The sequence below is a fragment of the Halobacteriovorax sp. JY17 genome, assembly GCF_002753895.1.
Classification (GTDB): Bacteria; Bdellovibrionota; Bacteriovoracia; order Bacteriovoracales; family Bacteriovoracaceae; genus Halobacteriovorax.
The window spans coordinates 1,049,812-1,068,137 of record NZ_NJER01000001.1; the positions used below are offsets into that span (position 1 = coordinate 1,049,812).

At 37.8% G+C, this 18,326-nt stretch carries 12 protein-coding genes; 3 read left to right on the plus strand and 9 right to left on the minus strand.

The genetic code is table 11. The features are described from left to right. Positions 1–9: 9 nt before the first annotated feature. The 9 genes from CES88_RS04720 to fusA form a co-directional block, all read right to left on the minus strand. Positions 10–432, minus strand: coding sequence for a hypothetical protein (locus tag CES88_RS04720; RefSeq protein ID WP_290731669.1), 423 nt, complete (start codon positions 430–432; stop codon positions 10–12). Positions 433–505: 73 nt separating this feature from the next. After that, entirely contained in the window at positions 506–1,042 is a 537-nt protein-coding gene (locus CES88_RS04725; protein WP_290731671.1) for a GNAT family N-acetyltransferase, read from the minus strand. A 20-nt stretch (positions 1,043–1,062) separates the two neighbouring features. Continuing rightward, entirely contained in the window at positions 1,063–2,274 is a 1,212-nt protein-coding gene (locus CES88_RS04730) for a hypothetical protein (protein ID WP_290731674.1), read from the minus strand. Further along, positions 2,275–3,177 carry a LysR family transcriptional regulator gene (locus CES88_RS04735; RefSeq protein ID WP_290731677.1) on the minus strand — a complete coding sequence of 301 codons (903 nt, stop codon included), beginning with the start codon at positions 3,175–3,177 and terminating at the stop codon, positions 2,275–2,277. It lies immediately after the preceding gene. Between the two features lie 117 nt (positions 3,178–3,294). Continuing rightward, a complete protein-coding gene (locus tag CES88_RS04740; RefSeq protein ID WP_290731680.1) occupies positions 3,295–4,161 on the minus strand; it encodes a serine protease in 867 nt (288 codons plus the stop codon). 103 nt (positions 4,162–4,264) lie between these two features. Next, entirely contained in the window at positions 4,265–4,873 is a 609-nt protein-coding gene (locus CES88_RS04745) for a hypothetical protein (protein ID WP_290731683.1), read from the minus strand. A gap of 10 nt (positions 4,874–4,883) precedes the next feature. After that, a complete protein-coding gene (locus CES88_RS04750) occupies positions 4,884–7,364 on the minus strand; it encodes a hypothetical protein (protein ID WP_290731686.1) in 2,481 nt (826 codons plus the stop codon). 74 nt (positions 7,365–7,438) lie between these two features. Next, positions 7,439–8,299: a serine protease gene (locus CES88_RS04755; protein WP_290731688.1), complete on the minus strand. Its 861-nt coding sequence runs from the start codon at positions 8,297–8,299 to the stop codon at positions 7,439–7,441. 123 nt (positions 8,300–8,422) lie between these two features. Further along, positions 8,423–10,585: an elongation factor G gene (gene fusA / locus CES88_RS04760; protein ID WP_290731691.1), complete on the minus strand. Its 2,163-nt coding sequence runs from the start codon at positions 10,583–10,585 to the stop codon at positions 8,423–8,425. A 222-nt stretch (positions 10,586–10,807) separates the two neighbouring features. Between fusA and CES88_RS04765 the strand changes: the two genes are divergently transcribed. The 3 genes from CES88_RS04765 (at position 10,808) to CES88_RS04775 (ending at position 18,310) form a co-directional block, all read left to right on the plus strand. Continuing rightward, positions 10,808–11,431: a hypothetical protein gene (locus tag CES88_RS04765; protein WP_290731694.1), complete on the plus strand. Its 624-nt coding sequence runs from the start codon at positions 10,808–10,810 to the stop codon at positions 11,429–11,431. A 191-nt stretch (positions 11,432–11,622) separates the two neighbouring features. Next, positions 11,623–14,574, plus strand: a complete 2,952-nt coding sequence (locus tag CES88_RS04770) for a hypothetical protein (protein WP_290731696.1) — start codon at positions 11,623–11,625, stop codon at positions 14,572–14,574. 142 nt (positions 14,575–14,716) lie between these two features. After that, positions 14,717–18,310, plus strand: coding sequence for a hypothetical protein (locus tag CES88_RS04775; protein WP_290731699.1), 3,594 nt, complete (start codon positions 14,717–14,719; stop codon positions 18,308–18,310). Positions 18,311–18,326 lie beyond the last annotated feature (16 nt).

An 18,326-nucleotide genomic window follows, 5' to 3' on the forward strand; every position in this document is an offset into this window, starting at 1 on the left:
AAATAAAAGTTAGATTTCGAAGTCATCATAAGACTGACCATAATGCTCGTCAAACTCTTTAGTGAAGTACTTTCTTACAAAATACTGCCCAGAACGAATAGTTGAAATAAAACTATAATCTTCTAAGTTTCTTAGTGATTGGTAAATGTCTTCGAGAGTAATTCCTAAATGCTTGGCCATTTCCGTATGGCTCATAAGCTGTGAAATTCCATGTTCTTTATAAAGATTTGCTCTACACCATACTCTTCTATAAAGATACATAAGAACCATGATCTCAACTCTAGTCAATTTATAGTGAGTGAGAATATCATCAAAGAAAATATCTGGAATTTTTGAAACAGTAGGACTTGAATCACGAGAATCACTAAGCTTAGTATTCTCTCCAGAGGTTTTAGATCTGTGATCAGCTAGAATAGAATGTAAATCAACCATAGATGTATCCTCTATTGACTCCCTACCTATAGACATTATTCCATAATTCAGAATTCGAAGCTACACAATTTATTTAGGCAGAAATTGCCCTCCCCATAAGCAGGAGTTCATGGGATTTAAAGGGCCTTGGGACTTCGTGTTCAAATCCCAGGGCCCTATAGAAACCAAGGTTATCTGCGTCGGTAGACGTTATCAAATGGACACCGTCAATACGTGAGCAATTCAGTTCATGTAGATAATGCTCAACTAATTTCCTACCTACGCCTTTTCCTTGATGGTGGGGGCTACAGTTAATGTGAAAATGCGCGGGGAACTTCTCAAAACAATCTTTGAAAAGTTCAGGTCCTGGAATAATAAAGTTCTCAAGGGCCTTTACTGAATTCATATGACCAGAGAGATAACCAGCAACTTTTTTCTCAATCAAATAGAGATAGAAGTAATCTGGAGAAAATTTTAAATAATCACCACACCACTTATTAAAGAAACTCTCCTTATGATTGTCATCTTTGAATACTTTAATTGACGAGCACGTGTAGAATATTTCTTTAATCTCTTCTAAGTACTTTTCTTGAATGTCTTTGCTTAAACTTGCGTAAGAGACAATTTCCATTTAATTATCATATCAAGAATTTAGATATTTTTAATTATATGACAATAAATTCCTAGCATTGATATTTGAGGCTTACTTATTGTAGGAAGAGTTTTCTGATAGAGTGAATCCTTTTCAATTTCTCTATCTAGAAGTTCAAGTAGATCTTTAGAAAGATAGAAATTCAATACTCCTTCAGGGATTTTATTCTTCTCTTTGTGAAGGCGACTGATTGCTAAGAACCTCTCATCTAAAATTGAATGTTCAAAGCCATTTTTTAGAATTTCCTTCTTAAATTTTTTAAGATCAATTTTATAGAGACCCTTAAGACTTATAATTGTTTTTAAAAGAGTTTGTTTAACTGTAAAACTTTGTCCAAGTTTTTTAAGAGTCTCAATAGACGCCCCCTCCTGAATAGAGTAGTTCATCACGAGATCAATTAATTCGTCACAAGGAGAAAGCTTAAAGATTGCAACTTCATCAAAAGTGCTCGCCCATTCAGGAAGCTTCACTGCAAACTTCCTACGAGCAAAGTCCATCTCATAGAGAAGTTTCTCTAATCCAATCTTAGCTCCCTCCTGCTTAAAGTAATGTAGAGAGAGTTTCTCTAGATTAAAGTAAACAAGATCATCTTTAAGTCTTCGACTTAAAGATAGCTTATGAGCAACCTTGAATCTAAGAGTTCTAAGGAAACGAACAGGATCTTTAAAGAAATCACTTGTGATGTAATCGAGTTCTTTGCTTTCTATAGACTTCATTCCATTAAATGGATCAATAAACTTTAACTCTTTTCCAAACTCAATACCAAGGGCATTGAGGCTAAAGTCTCTTCTAGCAAAAGACTCTTCATAACTATAATTACTAGAAAACTTTACGGAGAAATCTGAATGGCCAAAAGTATCTTTCCTATCATCATAAATTTCGATTCGAGGACTAGAAATTTCGAGATCAAGAGTATTGATTTGAACTCTCATGATATTAAATCTTAAGACTTCAACCTTTGCATTTGGCAACTGTTCTATCTTTAGCCCCAAACTTTTAAACTTCTCTTCCCAACAAGAAGTATCAACCTCTACAACTGATCGTACTTCGAAATCAAGATCCTTAGACAAGCTTCCATAGAGAGCGAAGTCTCGAACAGCTCCACCTACAAGAGTGAGAACATAACCCCAATTCAAAAGGAGTTCTGAAAAGTCCAATAGCTCCCTTGGTAGAATCGTTTTAAATTTCGCGAGGTCTATTGTTTTAGACATTTAGTTAAGTGGGTTCTCACCATTTGTTAGCATTGCTAACGTAGATTGAATTCTAAGTAATTCTTCACTACCTTTATGATGAACAATATAGAATTTCCCATTAGATACTTCAAACTTCTCACCAAGTGTATTTACTTTATCTTTAAAATAGGACCTACCAAGAACGTGCTTTGGAACAACGGCCATTCCCATTCCTTGTTGAACAGCTTGAAGCATATTTCCGTGAGAATTTATAGCGTAGCGAACATTTAACTTCTTTGGAAATTTTCCAAAAATATCTCTACACCACTTCTGTAGTAAGTGATCTTCTTGTTCAAAGAGAATTGTTGGAAGAGTTGAAATATCTTCAAGAGTAATATTCTCAGGGTCAATGTCAAAGTCCGTATCTTTTGGATAAACAACAGTTGAGACCTCTTCACTTAGAAGAGTTTTCTCTCCTACAGATGGAAGTGACTCTTCAGGTAGAATTAAGAAATCTAGCTGATAACTTTCAAATGCACGAACAAGGTCTTCTTGAAAACCGAGAGTAATTTGAACCGTTAGATCTTCCCACTTCTTAGCGTACTCAAGCATTTCGTGAGCAAGCCAAGATTTACCTACACCAGTAAGTGTTCCAATTCGAACTTTTCCAGACATACTTTCTTTATCATTTTGAATCTCTTCAAGTGTATCTCCAAGACTTCCTAAGAAGTTTGAAGCGAGAGCAAATAATTTTTCACCTTCTGGTGTAAGAACCACCTTCTTACCCGAACGCTTAAAGAGTTTCACTTCAATTTTATTTTCAAGATTCTTTATACTCTGTGAGATTGCTGATTGAGTGACACTTAAGTCTTCTGCAGCTTTAGAGAAACTCTTTGCCCTAGCTACGGCCACCAACGTCTGTAATTGAGAAGTCTCAATCATGATAATTCCTTGAAATAAGTTAAAGAACATTAGGTATAACTTATAAAGATAATTAGTTCAAGAAAAATAATTTGATTGTGTAAAAATATTCGGCCCAGACTCGGGCCGAAAAAGATTCTATAACTTACCGTCGTCAGCTAGCTTCTGCAATGCTTTAAGACGTGTAATTTTGTAAACAATTTCGTTTGCCCCATCATCCATTCGACTACTAGTACAGCTCCCATAGGATAAGTCTTGTGAGCCCTGAACCAGAATTCCTTCCACAAGTCCTGTATTTGCGTCTAGAACCGGAGAGCCAGAGTTTCCACCGTAAGTATCAAGGTCAGTCTTAAATGTTTTTCCAAATGATCCTGAAACTGTCGCGTTGTCAGCTATCTTTAATGGAAGTCCCATTGGGTGGCCAATCACTAGAACTTCAGTTCCATTTTTCACTCTTCCCTTTGTTCTAAACTTTAAAGGAGTTCTTCCTCTAACCTTACGGTCAAGTTTAATAATGGCGTAATCAGTTGTGCCAAGTAGAGGGATACTTACCTCTTCCTTTGCAACAATTCCTGCACATTGGTAAATATCATTATTGGAGATTAAACTCTTTCCAGCAGTGAAACCAAAAACCCACTGATTAGAAGCGCAGTCACTATATGATCTCATGCAATGTCCCGCTGTAACGAGAAGATCGTCGCCAACTAGGAACCCTGTACAACTCATAAGAACTGGTTGATCAGCAAAGCGCTCCCCCGGACAAGCATTTATTGCTTCGTCTAGAGTTGTTCTTGAGTAATCAGAAAAGCCACTAATTCTTGATGTATAGAGACTATAATCACTAACTCTTCCAGCAACGGAGTTAGCAAGTTTTTGAATATTTCGATTTGGATACTCTGAAACCTCTTTTCTATCATCTTGTCCATAAATCACTTTAGGGGTAGCTGCTAGAGCAGAGCTCGAGACTAGAAGAATAAGGCACACGGCACTTGTAATTTTTTTCATATAAACCTCAAATTTTAAATTAATGCGTCGCATGATACATCAATTTAAATCTTTAAGGTTGAATGAAGTAAAATTTACGTCATCAATAAACCTCTGATATTACTTACTTCAAGCTATACTTAGTTCCAAAAAATAGAAATTTACTTCCTCTATTGCTAGAAATTCCTCTACCTGTCTGATCTTTAAAGCTCGCATTTATAAAACCCTTATTCCTAGAGTCTAACTTAACTAAGCGAACTTTAATCACTTCACTCTCACCTTCAAGCTTTCTATCTGAAAAATCTAATTGAATTGTTTCCTCTCTATATTCAGTTGTTGAAAATAAACAACTAAAACCAATTTGTCCTGAAAGAGGATTCTGATGGGCCACTGTTTTTTGGCAAACTCTGTATTTCTCTTTAAATTTAATTGTTACATCATCAGGAGTGTCTTTAGTTCTTTGGATTATAAATTCATTGTCGTTTGTTCCTTTATTAAACATGGTTCTATCCATAACGACTTCTTCTTTATCTAAGACTATTGCTCCTTCGACCTCAACCTCAGTTAAACAGTGCTGACATTCATAGTTAATACTATTAGGCCCTGACTTTGCCTCATCTAATACTTTCACTTTATGAATTGTATCTTTTAGCTCTTCAAAACTTTCTTCCGTCTTTCCAGCGTAAGCAATGGAACTTGAAAGAACGATTAACCAAATAATTTTCTTCTTCACGGATATACTCCTATTGTTTTTTTAACTCATCTATTAATTCATTGAACTTATCTCTAGTCATTGCGATGGTTTCACCTGCTTGATCAACGACAACAATCGTAGTCATTCCACCGACAACGGCTCCCGCAGGATAAACTCCACCAACAGCAACTGGAGTGAGCACTAACCATCCAAGTTCAGTGACAGCAAATGTCTTCCACTGCTCATTACTAAATCCTGCTTTACTACTCTCAAGCCCATCTTCCAGGGCCTTAATTGTACTATGCTTTGGAGGGCCATACTTAGCAGTTAAATCTTTAGCAAGTTTCTTTATTGTAATTTTATCAAAAGTTTTTGAAAGCCCTTTTGGCATAGAGAGTATCCCCGCCTCGTCTAGAGCAATACGAGCATCGTGAGTACAGGCCTTAGAGATTCCTCCCTTTTTAGCAACTTGATGAATAGTTTCAAGTTGAGCAGGAGATATATCTAGAACATAGTGAGAACCAGGAACAACTTGATCCAAACTCTCAAAACTATCAGCTTTCTTATTACTCGCAAATGTTCTACCATTCACTCTCCTTGGAAGAAGCCATGAGGAACCATCGAATGAAAAGGCCTTCATTACTTTCTCTCCATTTTCTTCAACTTCTTTAAAGTAGCGAAGTGTAATATGTCCTCGTCCCGAATTAAACTCTACAACAACTGACTTCCCTCGAGAACCTTCAGGAACCATTTCGGAAAGCCTTAAGACTGAATTATTATTTGCAAACGTCTCTAACCCTATACACATTTCTTTATTTGCACTTAGAATTTTTGGATCGAGACACTTCTTATGCATTCCTTCAATTGTCTTTGAGTTTTCGGCAGAAAAATTTGCACAACCTTTTGAACTTCTATTTCCGATACATCTTCTAAAGACACTACTTTGTAGAATATCACTTTCTTCTTTAGTTGCTTTAAACGTTGCCTTTGGAATAAAGGGATCGTGAATTGCTCTCGCTATTTGTCCACTAAACGCAGGTAGAAATGGGAGGGCGTCGAGAGAACTTAAAAGAGAAGCTGTCACACAAGCTTTCATATCTCTCTTCTTTAAATAATGAATTCCTTCATCAGCTTTCTTTGGACATGAAAATGCACTTCCCTCATTATTTACAACTTCTAATTTATTAAGTTCTTCATTACAGATATCCATCGACTCATCAATACTCTTATAGAGAAATGTTGAATCTGCTCCGATAGCGGCTGCCCTAACAGTCAAAGCAATACGTCCAAGTTGGCCGGCCCTAACAGCGAGAGCCGCTCCACCGGTAACAAGAGTCAAACCAATATTTAAACTTGTCTTTGCAGCAAAAGAGTTGAAGTCATTCTTTAAGTCTCTCGTTCGATCTAAACACTCTGGAAGTTGATAGAGTTCCTCTCTTGCAAGCTGCTGCTCTCTAGATTTAGGACTCGCTAAAATTTCGTCTCTCTTAAAATCAAAGGAAGTTGATTGATAAGGAATTTTTCTAAACTCATCTTCAAACTCATCGCAATTGCCATCATCACCATAGAGAATACAATTCCCCATAGAGAAGTGCTTATCTATTTTTTCTTTTAATGCTCTCTTATTGCTAATGAGCTGGTCTTTAAGAACTTTCTTAAAATTAATTCTAGACGGAGATTCTATATCTCCCTCAACGATTCTTTCAATATATTCAACGGTCTTATCTCCTTGCAAGAGAGAGTTCTCGGCCTTAATAAAGGCGATAGCAGATTTTAGCTCTCGCAATTTCTTTTGTCGTATAACACTTCCACCTCTGCCATTATACTTTCTCCTAACTTCTTTCATCTTCTTAGAAATCGCAATTATAGGAGCGATAGCATCTTCAAAGAGGTGATCTGAAAGTTCAGCTAAACCATTTTGAGGCCCACAGCTCTCACTCTTTAACTTCTCACAGAGATGAGCATTCTTTGGAAGATTATATTTTCCACAAGGAAGACCATCGTCTAATTTATTTCCAATGACTGAATTAATTTGAATAATTTCTCTTGAGAGTTTTTGAGTATTCTCTCCAATTTTATTTAAGTAATTATAGCTCATTGAAAGGGCCACTTTCTTTTGAGTTTCAACTTGCTTGCTCGATTTATAATTCTGATCAAAGCACTTATTAAAAGTTTTAGAAAAATAATCTTCCCTTATCCCTAAATCTCTTTGAGTGCTTCCAGCATAGGCCTTTTCTAAATCACTTGAAGAAATTGCATCAATACTTGGAACAGTTTTCTTACAAGACTCCCACGGCGAATCACTAAGCATCCAAAAGAATAATCCTGTCTGGCTATCGTGTTCAAACTGCCTCGCCATATAAGGACATTCAGACTTCTCTTGAATATCTTGCCCACACTTAATTCGAAAAGGATCATTCAATTCCTTTAGAGAGCTCTCAACTAAGCCAAGCACATTAATCCCCTCTAGGGCCTGAGCTTGCCCAATAAATAGAGTCAAAAATAGAATTAAGCTTTTTAGTTTATCCATAGTACAAGAGCTAATCGGTCAACTATACTATGGACTTTAGAAGTTCGTAATTTTAGATACTTAGAAATGATCAACTACTTTAAAAGGTCTCTTACAGGAGTCACACTCTCACCCTGGCAATCTGCTCCAGAACCAACATCTTCGCAGCGGTTGACTACAAAACAACCTCTATCAAGGTCTTTCACATAATCCTCTGCTCCCCTTACAAGGATGCCCACCACTTCATTCGTAGATTGTAAAAGAACGGGAGAGCCAGAGTTTCCAGCAAAAGTATCTAGGTCTGTTTTAAAAGAGTTCTCACTCTTGCTCTTTACCTTTCCTGACATGGCCAGCTTAAGTGGTAGATTAGAAGGGTGCCCTATAGAAAAGACAGAGTCTCCAACTCTAACTTCCTTCTTAGAAAGTTTAAGTGGAGAGATATTTAAAACGGGACGATCTAACTTTATAAGAGCAAAGTCCCTAGGATTCATACCTCTTTTAATTACTCTCTTACATCCATAGACTTCATTTTTTGAGAGCTCACCTGATCGAACTTTACTGAGTTCCAGTCCAAAGCTCCACACATAATTCTTACAAGCAGCTTCTCCTGTCACGCAGTGGCCAGCAGTTAAGAGCGTATCTTTAGAAATTAGAAAACCGGAACAAGTGGTGAGAGTTTCTTGTGAATAGAATTTTTCATCGCTACAGAGATAACCATTTCGAAATTGATTTCCCATAATTTGCTCGCCCAGCTTCTTTAGAGAGAAAGAGAAGTGGTCTCCTCTATCTTTGAGTGAAGAGCGCTTAATCATTCCTGCAGTAGCGTCGGCAAGCTTTTGATAGGACGCAGAGACTTCATGATACTCTCTTCGGTCATCACTTCCATATACTGCCTTACTGGTAGCGAAAGAGTTATTCAAAAATAAGAGAGAAAGGGATACAACTAAAATTTTCATATTCAAAATTCTTAGCATCTATGAATGGATTTAAAAATCACCTTGAAATTTTAACAGATAAAAAAAGGCCTATCACTAGGATAGGCCTTCATTAAAAATTGTTTTTTGATTTTTGCTCGCGTTCTAATCGTCGTTAGCAAGCTTCTCAGCTCTGGCCTTCATAACATCAGATTGGATGTTCGAAGGACAATCGTGGTATCTTGAGAATTCCATTGTGTAAGTTGCTTTACCAGCAGACATTGATCTTAGGTCATTTGAATAACCAAACATCTCAGAAAGTGGAACTTCAGCGTTAACGATAATCTCTCCACCTGGATCAGTTTCAGAACCTTGGATCATCCCTCTTCTAGAAGAAATATCTCCAATAACACCACCCTGATACTCATCAGGAGTTGTTACTTCAACTTTCATAATTGGCTCCATAAGAACTGGTTGAGCAGCGTTAATCGCTTTTCTCATCGCTTGTCTAGCAGCAATTCTAAAGGCCATATCTGATGAATCCACATCATGGTATTTACCGTCTTGTAGGAAGATTTCACAGTCAATAACTGGGAAAGCTGCAAGAGGACCTTTGTCCATAACGTCTTGGAAACCTTTTTCACAGGCACCGATAAATTCGTTAGGAATTGATCCACCTTTAATTTCATTATTAAACTTGAAAACCTGATCTTCTTTATCTTTTCTATCAGCTGTAAGTGGCTTAAGAACACCAACGACTTGACCGAATTGACCAGAACCACCTGTTTGCTTCTTGTGAGTATACTCAAAAGGTGTTTCAGTTCTAATTGTTTCTCTGTAGTTAACCTGAGGAGCACCTACGATAACTTCTGCACCGAATTCACGCTTAAGTCTTTCTACGTAAATTTCAAGGTGTAGCTCACCCATACCAGCAATTCTTGTTTCACCTGATTCTTCATCAGTGAAAACGTGGAAAGTTGGATCTTCTTTAAGGAATTTCGCAAGACCTTTAGACATCTTCGCTTGCTCGTTCTTATCTTTACAAGAAATTGAAAGCTCGATTACCGCTACTGGTACGTGAATACCTTCTAGAGAAAGTCCGATTGTGTCAGAGTCACCAACAAAAGTGTCACCTGAAGCACAGTCAATACCAACGATAGCAATGATATCACCTGCGTGAGCAGAATCAATATTTTCTCTATCATTTGAGTTCATTCTAACCATTCTACCAACTCTAACTTTCTTACCAGTTCTTGAGTTGAATACAGTTTCACCCTTATTAAGAGTTCCTCTATAAATTCTTGTATATGTTAATTGTCCGAATTGCTCATCAGTGATCTTAAATGCCATAGCAAGTAATTCTTCTGCTGGATCTGGATTAATAGCGATAACTTCGTCATTCTCTGTTTTAGCAGTTGGAGGAACGCAAGTAAGAGGTGAAGGAAGGTATCTTGTAACCGCTTCAAGAAGAACTTGAACACCTTTATTTTTAAAGGCAGAACCCATGTATACAGGAGTAAGAGCAAGAGACTGAACACCAATCTTAATACACTTGTGAAGCTCTTCTTCAGTTGGCTCGTTACCTTCTAGGTAATTTTCCATAACTGCGTCGTCGTACTCCGCAACTTTATCAATCATTTCAGAACGTAGTTCTTCAACTTTTTCAGCTAGATCAGCTGGACACTCTTCTTCTCTGATTTTTTCACCGTTATCACCATCAAAGTAATAAGCTTTCTTAGTGATAAGATCTACAACACCATTAAAGTTTTCTTCAGCTCCAATCGGACATTGCATAAGAACAGCATTGTGGTTTAGTTTTTCAACTAAAGCATCTCTACCGTTAAATGCACTTGCACCCATTCTGTCCATCTTATTTAAGAAAGCAAGTCTTGGAACGTTGTATCTCTTCATTTGTCTATCAACAGTAATTGACTGTGACTGAACACCTGAAACAGAACAAAGAACTAGGATCGCGCCGTCAAGAACTCTTAGAGATCTTTCAACTTCAACAGTGAAGTCAACGTGACCCGGAGTATCGATAATATTAATTTTAGTATCTTTTTCAATACCGTCAGCAAAAGTTGTCCCTTTACCAGAAATACCTTTCCAGAAAACAGTCGTTGCTGCTGAAGTAATTGTAATACCTTTTTCTTTTTCAAGTTCCATGTGGTCCATAGTTGCACCAGCACCACCACCACGAACATCTTCGATTTTGTGGATCATGTCACAGTAAAAAAGGATACGTTCAGTAAGAGTTGTCTTACCTGAGTCAATGTGTGCCGAAATACCAATATTTCTGGTTTTCGCCATCAATTTGTTGTTGATCATGTCTGCTCCAATTGAGGTTATATTAGACTAATTCATAATAATAAAATGTATATTTTCAAAGTGGCATCTTAGAGAAATTAAGGGCATGAGTCAATCGGCAAGTTGAATCAAATCCAGAAAATTATTGCACTTTCTCCCTTAGATCGTTGACAATATGTTACATAATCCTTAATTAAGGAAACATTCTAATATTTAAAATTCAAAAGACGGATCAAACTTTTTATGAAAGGCGACTTAAGCAAAGAAGACCTATACGAATCTGTAAAAACCCTAGTTGAGTGCGAAATTCCACATATTCATTTGGATCAACACAAGCTATTTACCTTATTCAGCGTTGCGTTCCAATATATTCTCTTTCAATCTACAAAGAATCCAGGGGCTTACATCCTTAGAATCGAAGATAGCCAGCTAGCAGATAAGCTCTCGAAGAAATCAAAAGACCCATCAACTAGAAAATTCATGCAATCCTTACAAGTGCCAAGAAAGCTCAAATACGGAAAATCTATGTTCTTCCTAGACTTCTTTCACATTGGGTCATGGAATTTAACTAAAGATATTAAGGCCGAGAAATTAAAAGGTGCCATCATAGTCAAAAATACTTCGTCAAAACCTATGGAGTTCATAGATCTTGAAGAAGGTGAAGAAGACATCATGGCCAGTCTTCCAAAGAATTACTTTTTAACCTCCCTACAAGAGACAATGCCCAAGACAATTACCATTGCTTTTGAACAAGAATTTGAAGGCGTTGAAACACTTTCCTTTCCATTTATCAAAAAAGAGAAGCAACTCTCAATTTCAGGTGTCACTATTGGAAAAGATATTGATTGGGACAATTTAGACGACTAAATAAAACTAAAGAACGCTCCTTAATTTTACCTAAATTTCAACACTGTGACACAATTTTAGGCCACTCTTCCCCTATCTATTGTCACATTTTCAATTACTTAAGTGATCTTTTATTGTTTTCATAAATAAAGATTATCCTATAAAGAACCGATGAACTTAACAGTCTATATGGTTAATAAGGAAATCTACCCATGAAGAAGTTTCTATTTCTTACTCTAATACTCATTTTTTCAGCGTGCTCTAAAAAAGGCGCGGGAACTCCTGCCAAACTAAGGTTACTCTCTTCTGCCATAACAGCAGGACTGACAACAGCAGGTGGGGCGATCATCACAGGAAAGAGCTCAACTGGTGAAGCCTTCCAAATGGGACTCCAACTTGGAACGGAATCAACTGATATAGAACTCTCTCCTGGAGACTGGGAATTTGCGGCGATTACATGGGAAAATGAAAATGGACTTGGCCCACTAACAGGAAAGAATAGATGTGCCCTTTCAAATGCTAAAATTGAAGGTGAAGAAGTTGTTGTTGATTTAAACTTAAGTCCTGCAACTTGTACTCTAAGTTTCTTTAGTACTCCTGAAAATATTACGACTGATCAATTTAATACTTTAAGACTAGTGGCATGTTCGAATCTATCGAACATTGTTGATGACAACTCATCATGTTCATCCAATCCATTACAACAAGGAAGTAATTTAAGTTATAGAATTGTCTTCAAAGGTATGAACTTGTCCAATGGAGCTGAGTTATCAAGTCTCTCCTCTGCTTGTATAAAAGACATTAACTTAACAAACTCTGACTACATCACAAATTATAAACTACCGTTAAATTCAAATGGAAATTTTCCATTTCTTATTGCGGCCTATGAAGGACTAAATTGTGAGTTTGATGACCTTGAGTCAACTTACCTCTTTCAAGCTTCAAACCTTACGGGACGACCTTTAGCTGACTCTCAAGTTTTCGCTGGCCCATCAGCAGGTCAAACATCTTTCTTCTTCGCTGACAATTACGCTGGAATTGGAGATAATACTTTTGCTAATAGTGGAATGCTCCCTCCTGCTCAAACAATTCAATATCGCTATGACGATCCTACGGAATCCGGCGGTGGTGGTGATAACTATCAAAATACCAGAGAGGCCTTTAATAATATTGTAGGTTCTCAAAACCTTACGAGTCCTTGGACCCTAGGTTCAAAGGCTAAGCTATCAATTCCCATCTCAGATGCCGCGGATGAAATAATAGCTATCGAGTCTACATCACAGACTGATATCTTCAATAGCATAAGCTTTAATTTTAACAATTTTGGGTCAGAATGCCCTACAGCTACAACATTTGATAGCGCGACAAAGACTTTTACAATTAATTACTGTCCTCAATTCGACAATCTTCCAACGTATACAACGACTAATGATATAGTAAATTCACTTAACACCGCACTCACAAACGCAGGATTTATCCCTGGCTTAACTGTAACCAATCTAAGACCAAGTAGTAATCTTTCCGGATCAATTACTCCTGGGAGTACAGCACTCGATATGGGAAGAGAAGCTGAATCACCATGGAAGAGAAACTCTGGTCTCTACGGAGAAATTGCAGGAGCTTTTCACGGTCACCTAGGTGCGATACTTTTTAGAGCTGGTTATGAAACGTGTTCTGAAATTCCAACTTCTGGCTCGTTTCAATACGACCTAGGAGATAGAGACATTATAGAATTTAGATTTTCCTCTGGAAAAATTCCAATGACGAGTTGGATGACAGGTTTTGGAACTGTAGAGAATCCAAATATTTTTGAAAAGAGAGTTGCTTTCTATGAAGAAGGGCAGATGCGTGAATTCTATGAATTCAATTGCACTGGAAATAAATTCGCTGGCTTCTACAGATCAAATCATATAGATGTTAATGAAGATCACCGAGTTGAAGCTTACTTCGACGCTCAAGACTCTGACCATTTAAAGTTTGAATCCAATATCTATGACGTTCAAAATTATGGTGGACAAAACTCACAGAGAAAACAATGGTCTTATCTAGTAAGTGATAATAGTGTTCAAAATGTAAAGCTCTGGACAGCTAGATATTATAACGATCAAGCAGTACCTATAGAACATGGTGATGTCTATGCAGCTCAAATCACCGACTCCCTGATCTACACTTCTTCAAAACACTATGACTCTGCTCAGCTTTTGAGTGGCCATATTGATTTCGAAACAAATACAGATACACATCAAGACTTTAGTTATGATGGAACTCCTTCGACATCAACAGGATTTACAAATCCTCTTGATATTTCCCCATCAACTCTTGCAATGAATCAACTACAATTTCCAAAACTTCGTGAAGCCGTTCCTACTCACCTAGCACCAATGTCTATGCATGACTCAAGACTCTTTGCTGGCTTTGGACCTAACGTCACTTATCAGGCATATAAGAGAACAATGGATTTCTTTGATGATTGGAACTCTAGATTGAATGGAGTATCAGGCTGCTTAGCTGATCTAAATGAGGTTCATCAATTCTTATTAGGCGATGCAACTTCTCTCTTTCCAGATTCAGTGAACTACGTTTACGCCCATAACTTTACTTCGGTCTATACTATGAGCAATAGTTTTATTAGTTCTAATGGCTGTACTCAGATAACTTGGGATACTAGTTTCAATGCTATAACAATTGATCCACTTAGCTTTAGAAATTACGATGAAATGGCTGCCGTTTCCCAAGATCAACTTACAGAAGGAACTCTTTTTAATTTTTCTATTCCAACAACAATTCTAGGTTCTCCACAAGTATTTACAAATACCTTGGTTGCAACTAGTGAAATTCCAGGTTCAGGGCAAAATAAAGGAAGCTTGAGATTATTTGGAGATCAAGACTATGAGGCTCTTTACATGGGGCCACCCCCTCCTATCCAATCAGGATCAACAACTTTATTCACAGTGCCAGTCGCGGGCGTTTATCCAGGGTCTACAACTAATGTAGGAACAACTGGCGTATCTGGAACCGCGTCTTGTAACTTTGACCCTACTTTTACCATGCTTATGTGTACACCAGATGGTGCTCAAGCTACTAGTGATGTCTGGACTATTGAAATTATAAATCCGCCTCTAGGTAGAAATGTAATAGAAACCACAACAATCACTGCTCCGTAGACAATTAAACAAGTCACTTACTCAAATATAGGCCACCAATTCTTGGTGGCTTATGACACTTTTTTCATCATTTTCAAATAAACTTTATTATATAGATACCGATAAATTAAGTACTTTAGTGTAACTAATAAAGGACATAGTTTTGAAATTTCTCACTCTTATCACTCTTCTACTTCTAACTGCTTCTTGTTCCAAGAAAGGCGGACAAACAAGTGCTGACTTTAAACTCGTTTTAAGTGGAATATCCGGATTAACAACAAGTACTGGTGGAGCAATGCTTTGGGGAAAAGCTTCTTCGGGTGCAAGCTTTTCTGTGAATTTAAATTCAATTGCAGGAGACCTAGAACTAGAGCTTAGAAATGATACTTGGGACTTCTATGCCATCACATGGAATAGCTTAAGCGGCCTAAATATAGATGGTGTCACAAGTTGTGCTACTTCAAAAGGAAATATACTTGCAGGAGGAGAGCTTTCAATTGACTTAAGTTTATCAAATCTAAACTGTGCTCAAACAGACTTCTCTCCAACTAACAACTACGTCGCAGCAGAATACACCTTTCCAAAGTTGAACCTAAGTAGTTGTAAAGATCTTTCAAATTTAACAACTTCAGTTCCATGTGCGCCGGACCCAGCCAATCACAATATAGGTCACCTTAGGTCTTATCGAGTGATACTTCCAGAATTTATTGAAGGTGATGCCGGAGACTTTTCTCTATCAAACTCACCTCTCATTTCAGAATGTATAGTCGACCCAGGTCCAGGAATAGAGTCGCATTTAAATAGTGATGATTTAAACCTTCCCCTAGGAAATGGAAGTACACCATTTAGAACAATCTTAAGAGGATACTTTGATCAAGCATGTGGAGAGACAAGAGGCTTTGTTGACGACATTTATAAAAATGGACTCTACGCTCCAAACGAAGCAATTTTAAATGGAAACCTTCGAACATATTCGTACACTGACTCAACAGTAGAGAAATTCTTTGTTCATCACCTACTAACTTCTGCAAATGCATGTAATTTAGCAAGTCCTGTTGTCGGAGAATTCTCGACAGGATCAGGAACTACGGATGACCCTTACGGGATTTGTACTCCAGAACAATTTAATTCTGTTGGAGATGATACAGGACTTCTCTCAAGTAACTTTGAGTTACTAAGAGACTTAGACTTTGGAGGATATTCTTCAGGAGTAAACGATCCTCTAGGAAGTATTGCTTGCTCTGACCTTGGAACCTCCATCGTCCCTTTTGGAGGACTAGACTCCAACCCTAGTTGTGGATCACCAATCACGACTCCTAACGTATTCATGGGTAATTTCAACGGGAATGGACATTGGATGAGAAATATCTTTCTAATGGAAGATGACTTTTCCTACCTAGGAATTTTTAGAAAACTTCAAGGAAATGTCTCCAATCTTAGAGTTGAAAATATTGAAATTGAAGGTAGCGCCTATGTCGGAGCGATCGCTGGTCACGCCGAAGGTGCATCCTCTTCAATAACTAACGTCATTGCTCATAAGGGCTTTATTGCAGGCAGCAATAGCTCTGCTCCAGTCTATGTTGGAGGACTTGCTGGTCAGCTTGCCATGAACTTTAACTTTTCAGGCAACCATGCCCTTAGGTTTGAAGTTGAAGGGGACGGTGACTATATTGGAGGGCTCGTTGGTAATAGTGAAGCCTCTATCCTCTCATCTTCTTTTACAGGAAGTATAACCACAAGCGGTAATCAAGCAACTGCGCCTTCTTATATTGGAGGAATTAGTGGAAAGCAAATGTCAGGAGATATTATTGAATCAAAATCAAATGGTGGAATTGTAGTATCGGGAACAAATATTGGTGGGATCACCGGCTATCTCCCAACAAACTCTTCGATACTAGACAGCTACTCTCTGATGGCACTATACACAGCTCATCCAGGACCAGCGATAAATCTAGGCGGACTCGTTGGAAACGCATCTGGTTCAAATGTGATCTCCAATTCCTACTTCGCAGGAAGTACTAAATCTTCTTGCCCCACAGGATGTAATGTCGGCCAAATGGCCGGTCTGCAAGCTGGGACAACATCTCCAGACTCTTATGGTGTTGGTGTTGACTTATCCCAAGGCGGGTTAACAGGAAGTTTAATAAGTTACTCTACTCTCGAAACTCAGTACTTTTCAATCTCGCTTGCCACAGGCTGGAGCTGGGGAACGATATGGCAAGCTCAAATAGAAGGCTCCCTTCCAAGACTCTCTTGGGAAACTCCTGAATTAGACCACTGTGTGGCAAGTATTAACTACGATCCTATCTCTCTACAAATTGCAGCTGGAAGAGGAAGCGCAAACTCTCCTATTGAAATTTGCTCTCCTACACAGTTTAGAGATCTTAAGAATCACTCTGGGAAGAACTTCATTCTCTCAAATAATATTAATCTCCGCGAATTTACAGAAACTGACTCTTCAGTCAATTTCACTAATAAACTCAACGGTAATGGCTACGCCATTCACGATCTCTTTATGGGTAATGCCTCCGTAGATGACTATGCCCTTATAAAAACTATTGGGACCAATGGAGTTATTGAAAATTTAAATATTATAGGACTAGATATTGAGTCTTTTTTTGCAACAAATGTTGGAACTCTCGCGGGCACAAACCTTGGTCTTCTCGACAATATAAATGTCATCGCCTCTAAAACCACTGGAGGAATTAATATTGGTGGAATTGTTGGTAATAATGGCCCTGGGGCAATCATTAAGAATTCAAAGTATAACTTTGGAATTGGAGTGATAGGAACAGATAGTGTTGGCGGAATTGCTGGACAAAATAGTGGGCTCATCACTAAAAGTGTCAGTAATGGCTACTTCGATATAACGGCGACAACTAATAATCTTGGCGCTGTCACTGGATACAATAATGTCTTGGGGGTTGTCTCAGAGGTTTCCTCCTCTTCAACGATCCACTTAAATTACGAAGGAAACTCAATTGGAGGAATCGTTGGATATAACCACGGTCGCGTTGAGAATGTTATTAATAATCCATATTCAAGTATCATTATTAACTATACGCCTAACTCAAATATTGGAGGTATAGTTGGAAAGAATGAAACCACAGGAAAAATTAAGAACGTTATTCAAGTAGCTTCCATATCAGGAAATCCTATAAGCTCAGATACTGGGCCAATTGTAGGATTAAATAATGCAACGGCTCCAGATCTTATAGATACATTCTATTCAAATAGGCCACACTTAACTGCAGCGACTTTCAGTTCTCCGATCCTAAATGCCACATATGTGGGCGCAGACTGTGTTGTACAACTAAGTAATGATCCAAGTGCCTCTATTGCAATTGGTGATTTTGCCGTCTTTGGAAGTGAAGACAGGCTGCATGAGGTAACAGGCTTTTCGGCTTCTGATGCCACGATTCAAATCTCTTCAGATGAATGCTCAAAGATACAAATGTATGGTGGTAATATGAATCTCTATGACTTTTCATTAGGTAATGAGATTGGAACCTATGTTAAGTCAGATGATCTAAAAAAGATTTCCCAGTACTGTCTGGATACAATCCCCGTAGCTGATTATAATTTTAGATGTACAAATGGTTGGGATATTATTGAAGACGAACAATTTGGGAATGGCTTCAATTACCTAAGGAATATATTTAGATCTGAATTATTAAAGTCTCCTCCTCCTACAAATTCCCCTATCTGGGTAGTAGAGGAAGACTACGACTATCCTAGTTTATTATTTGACTGGTAATAAAAAAGGGACCAAT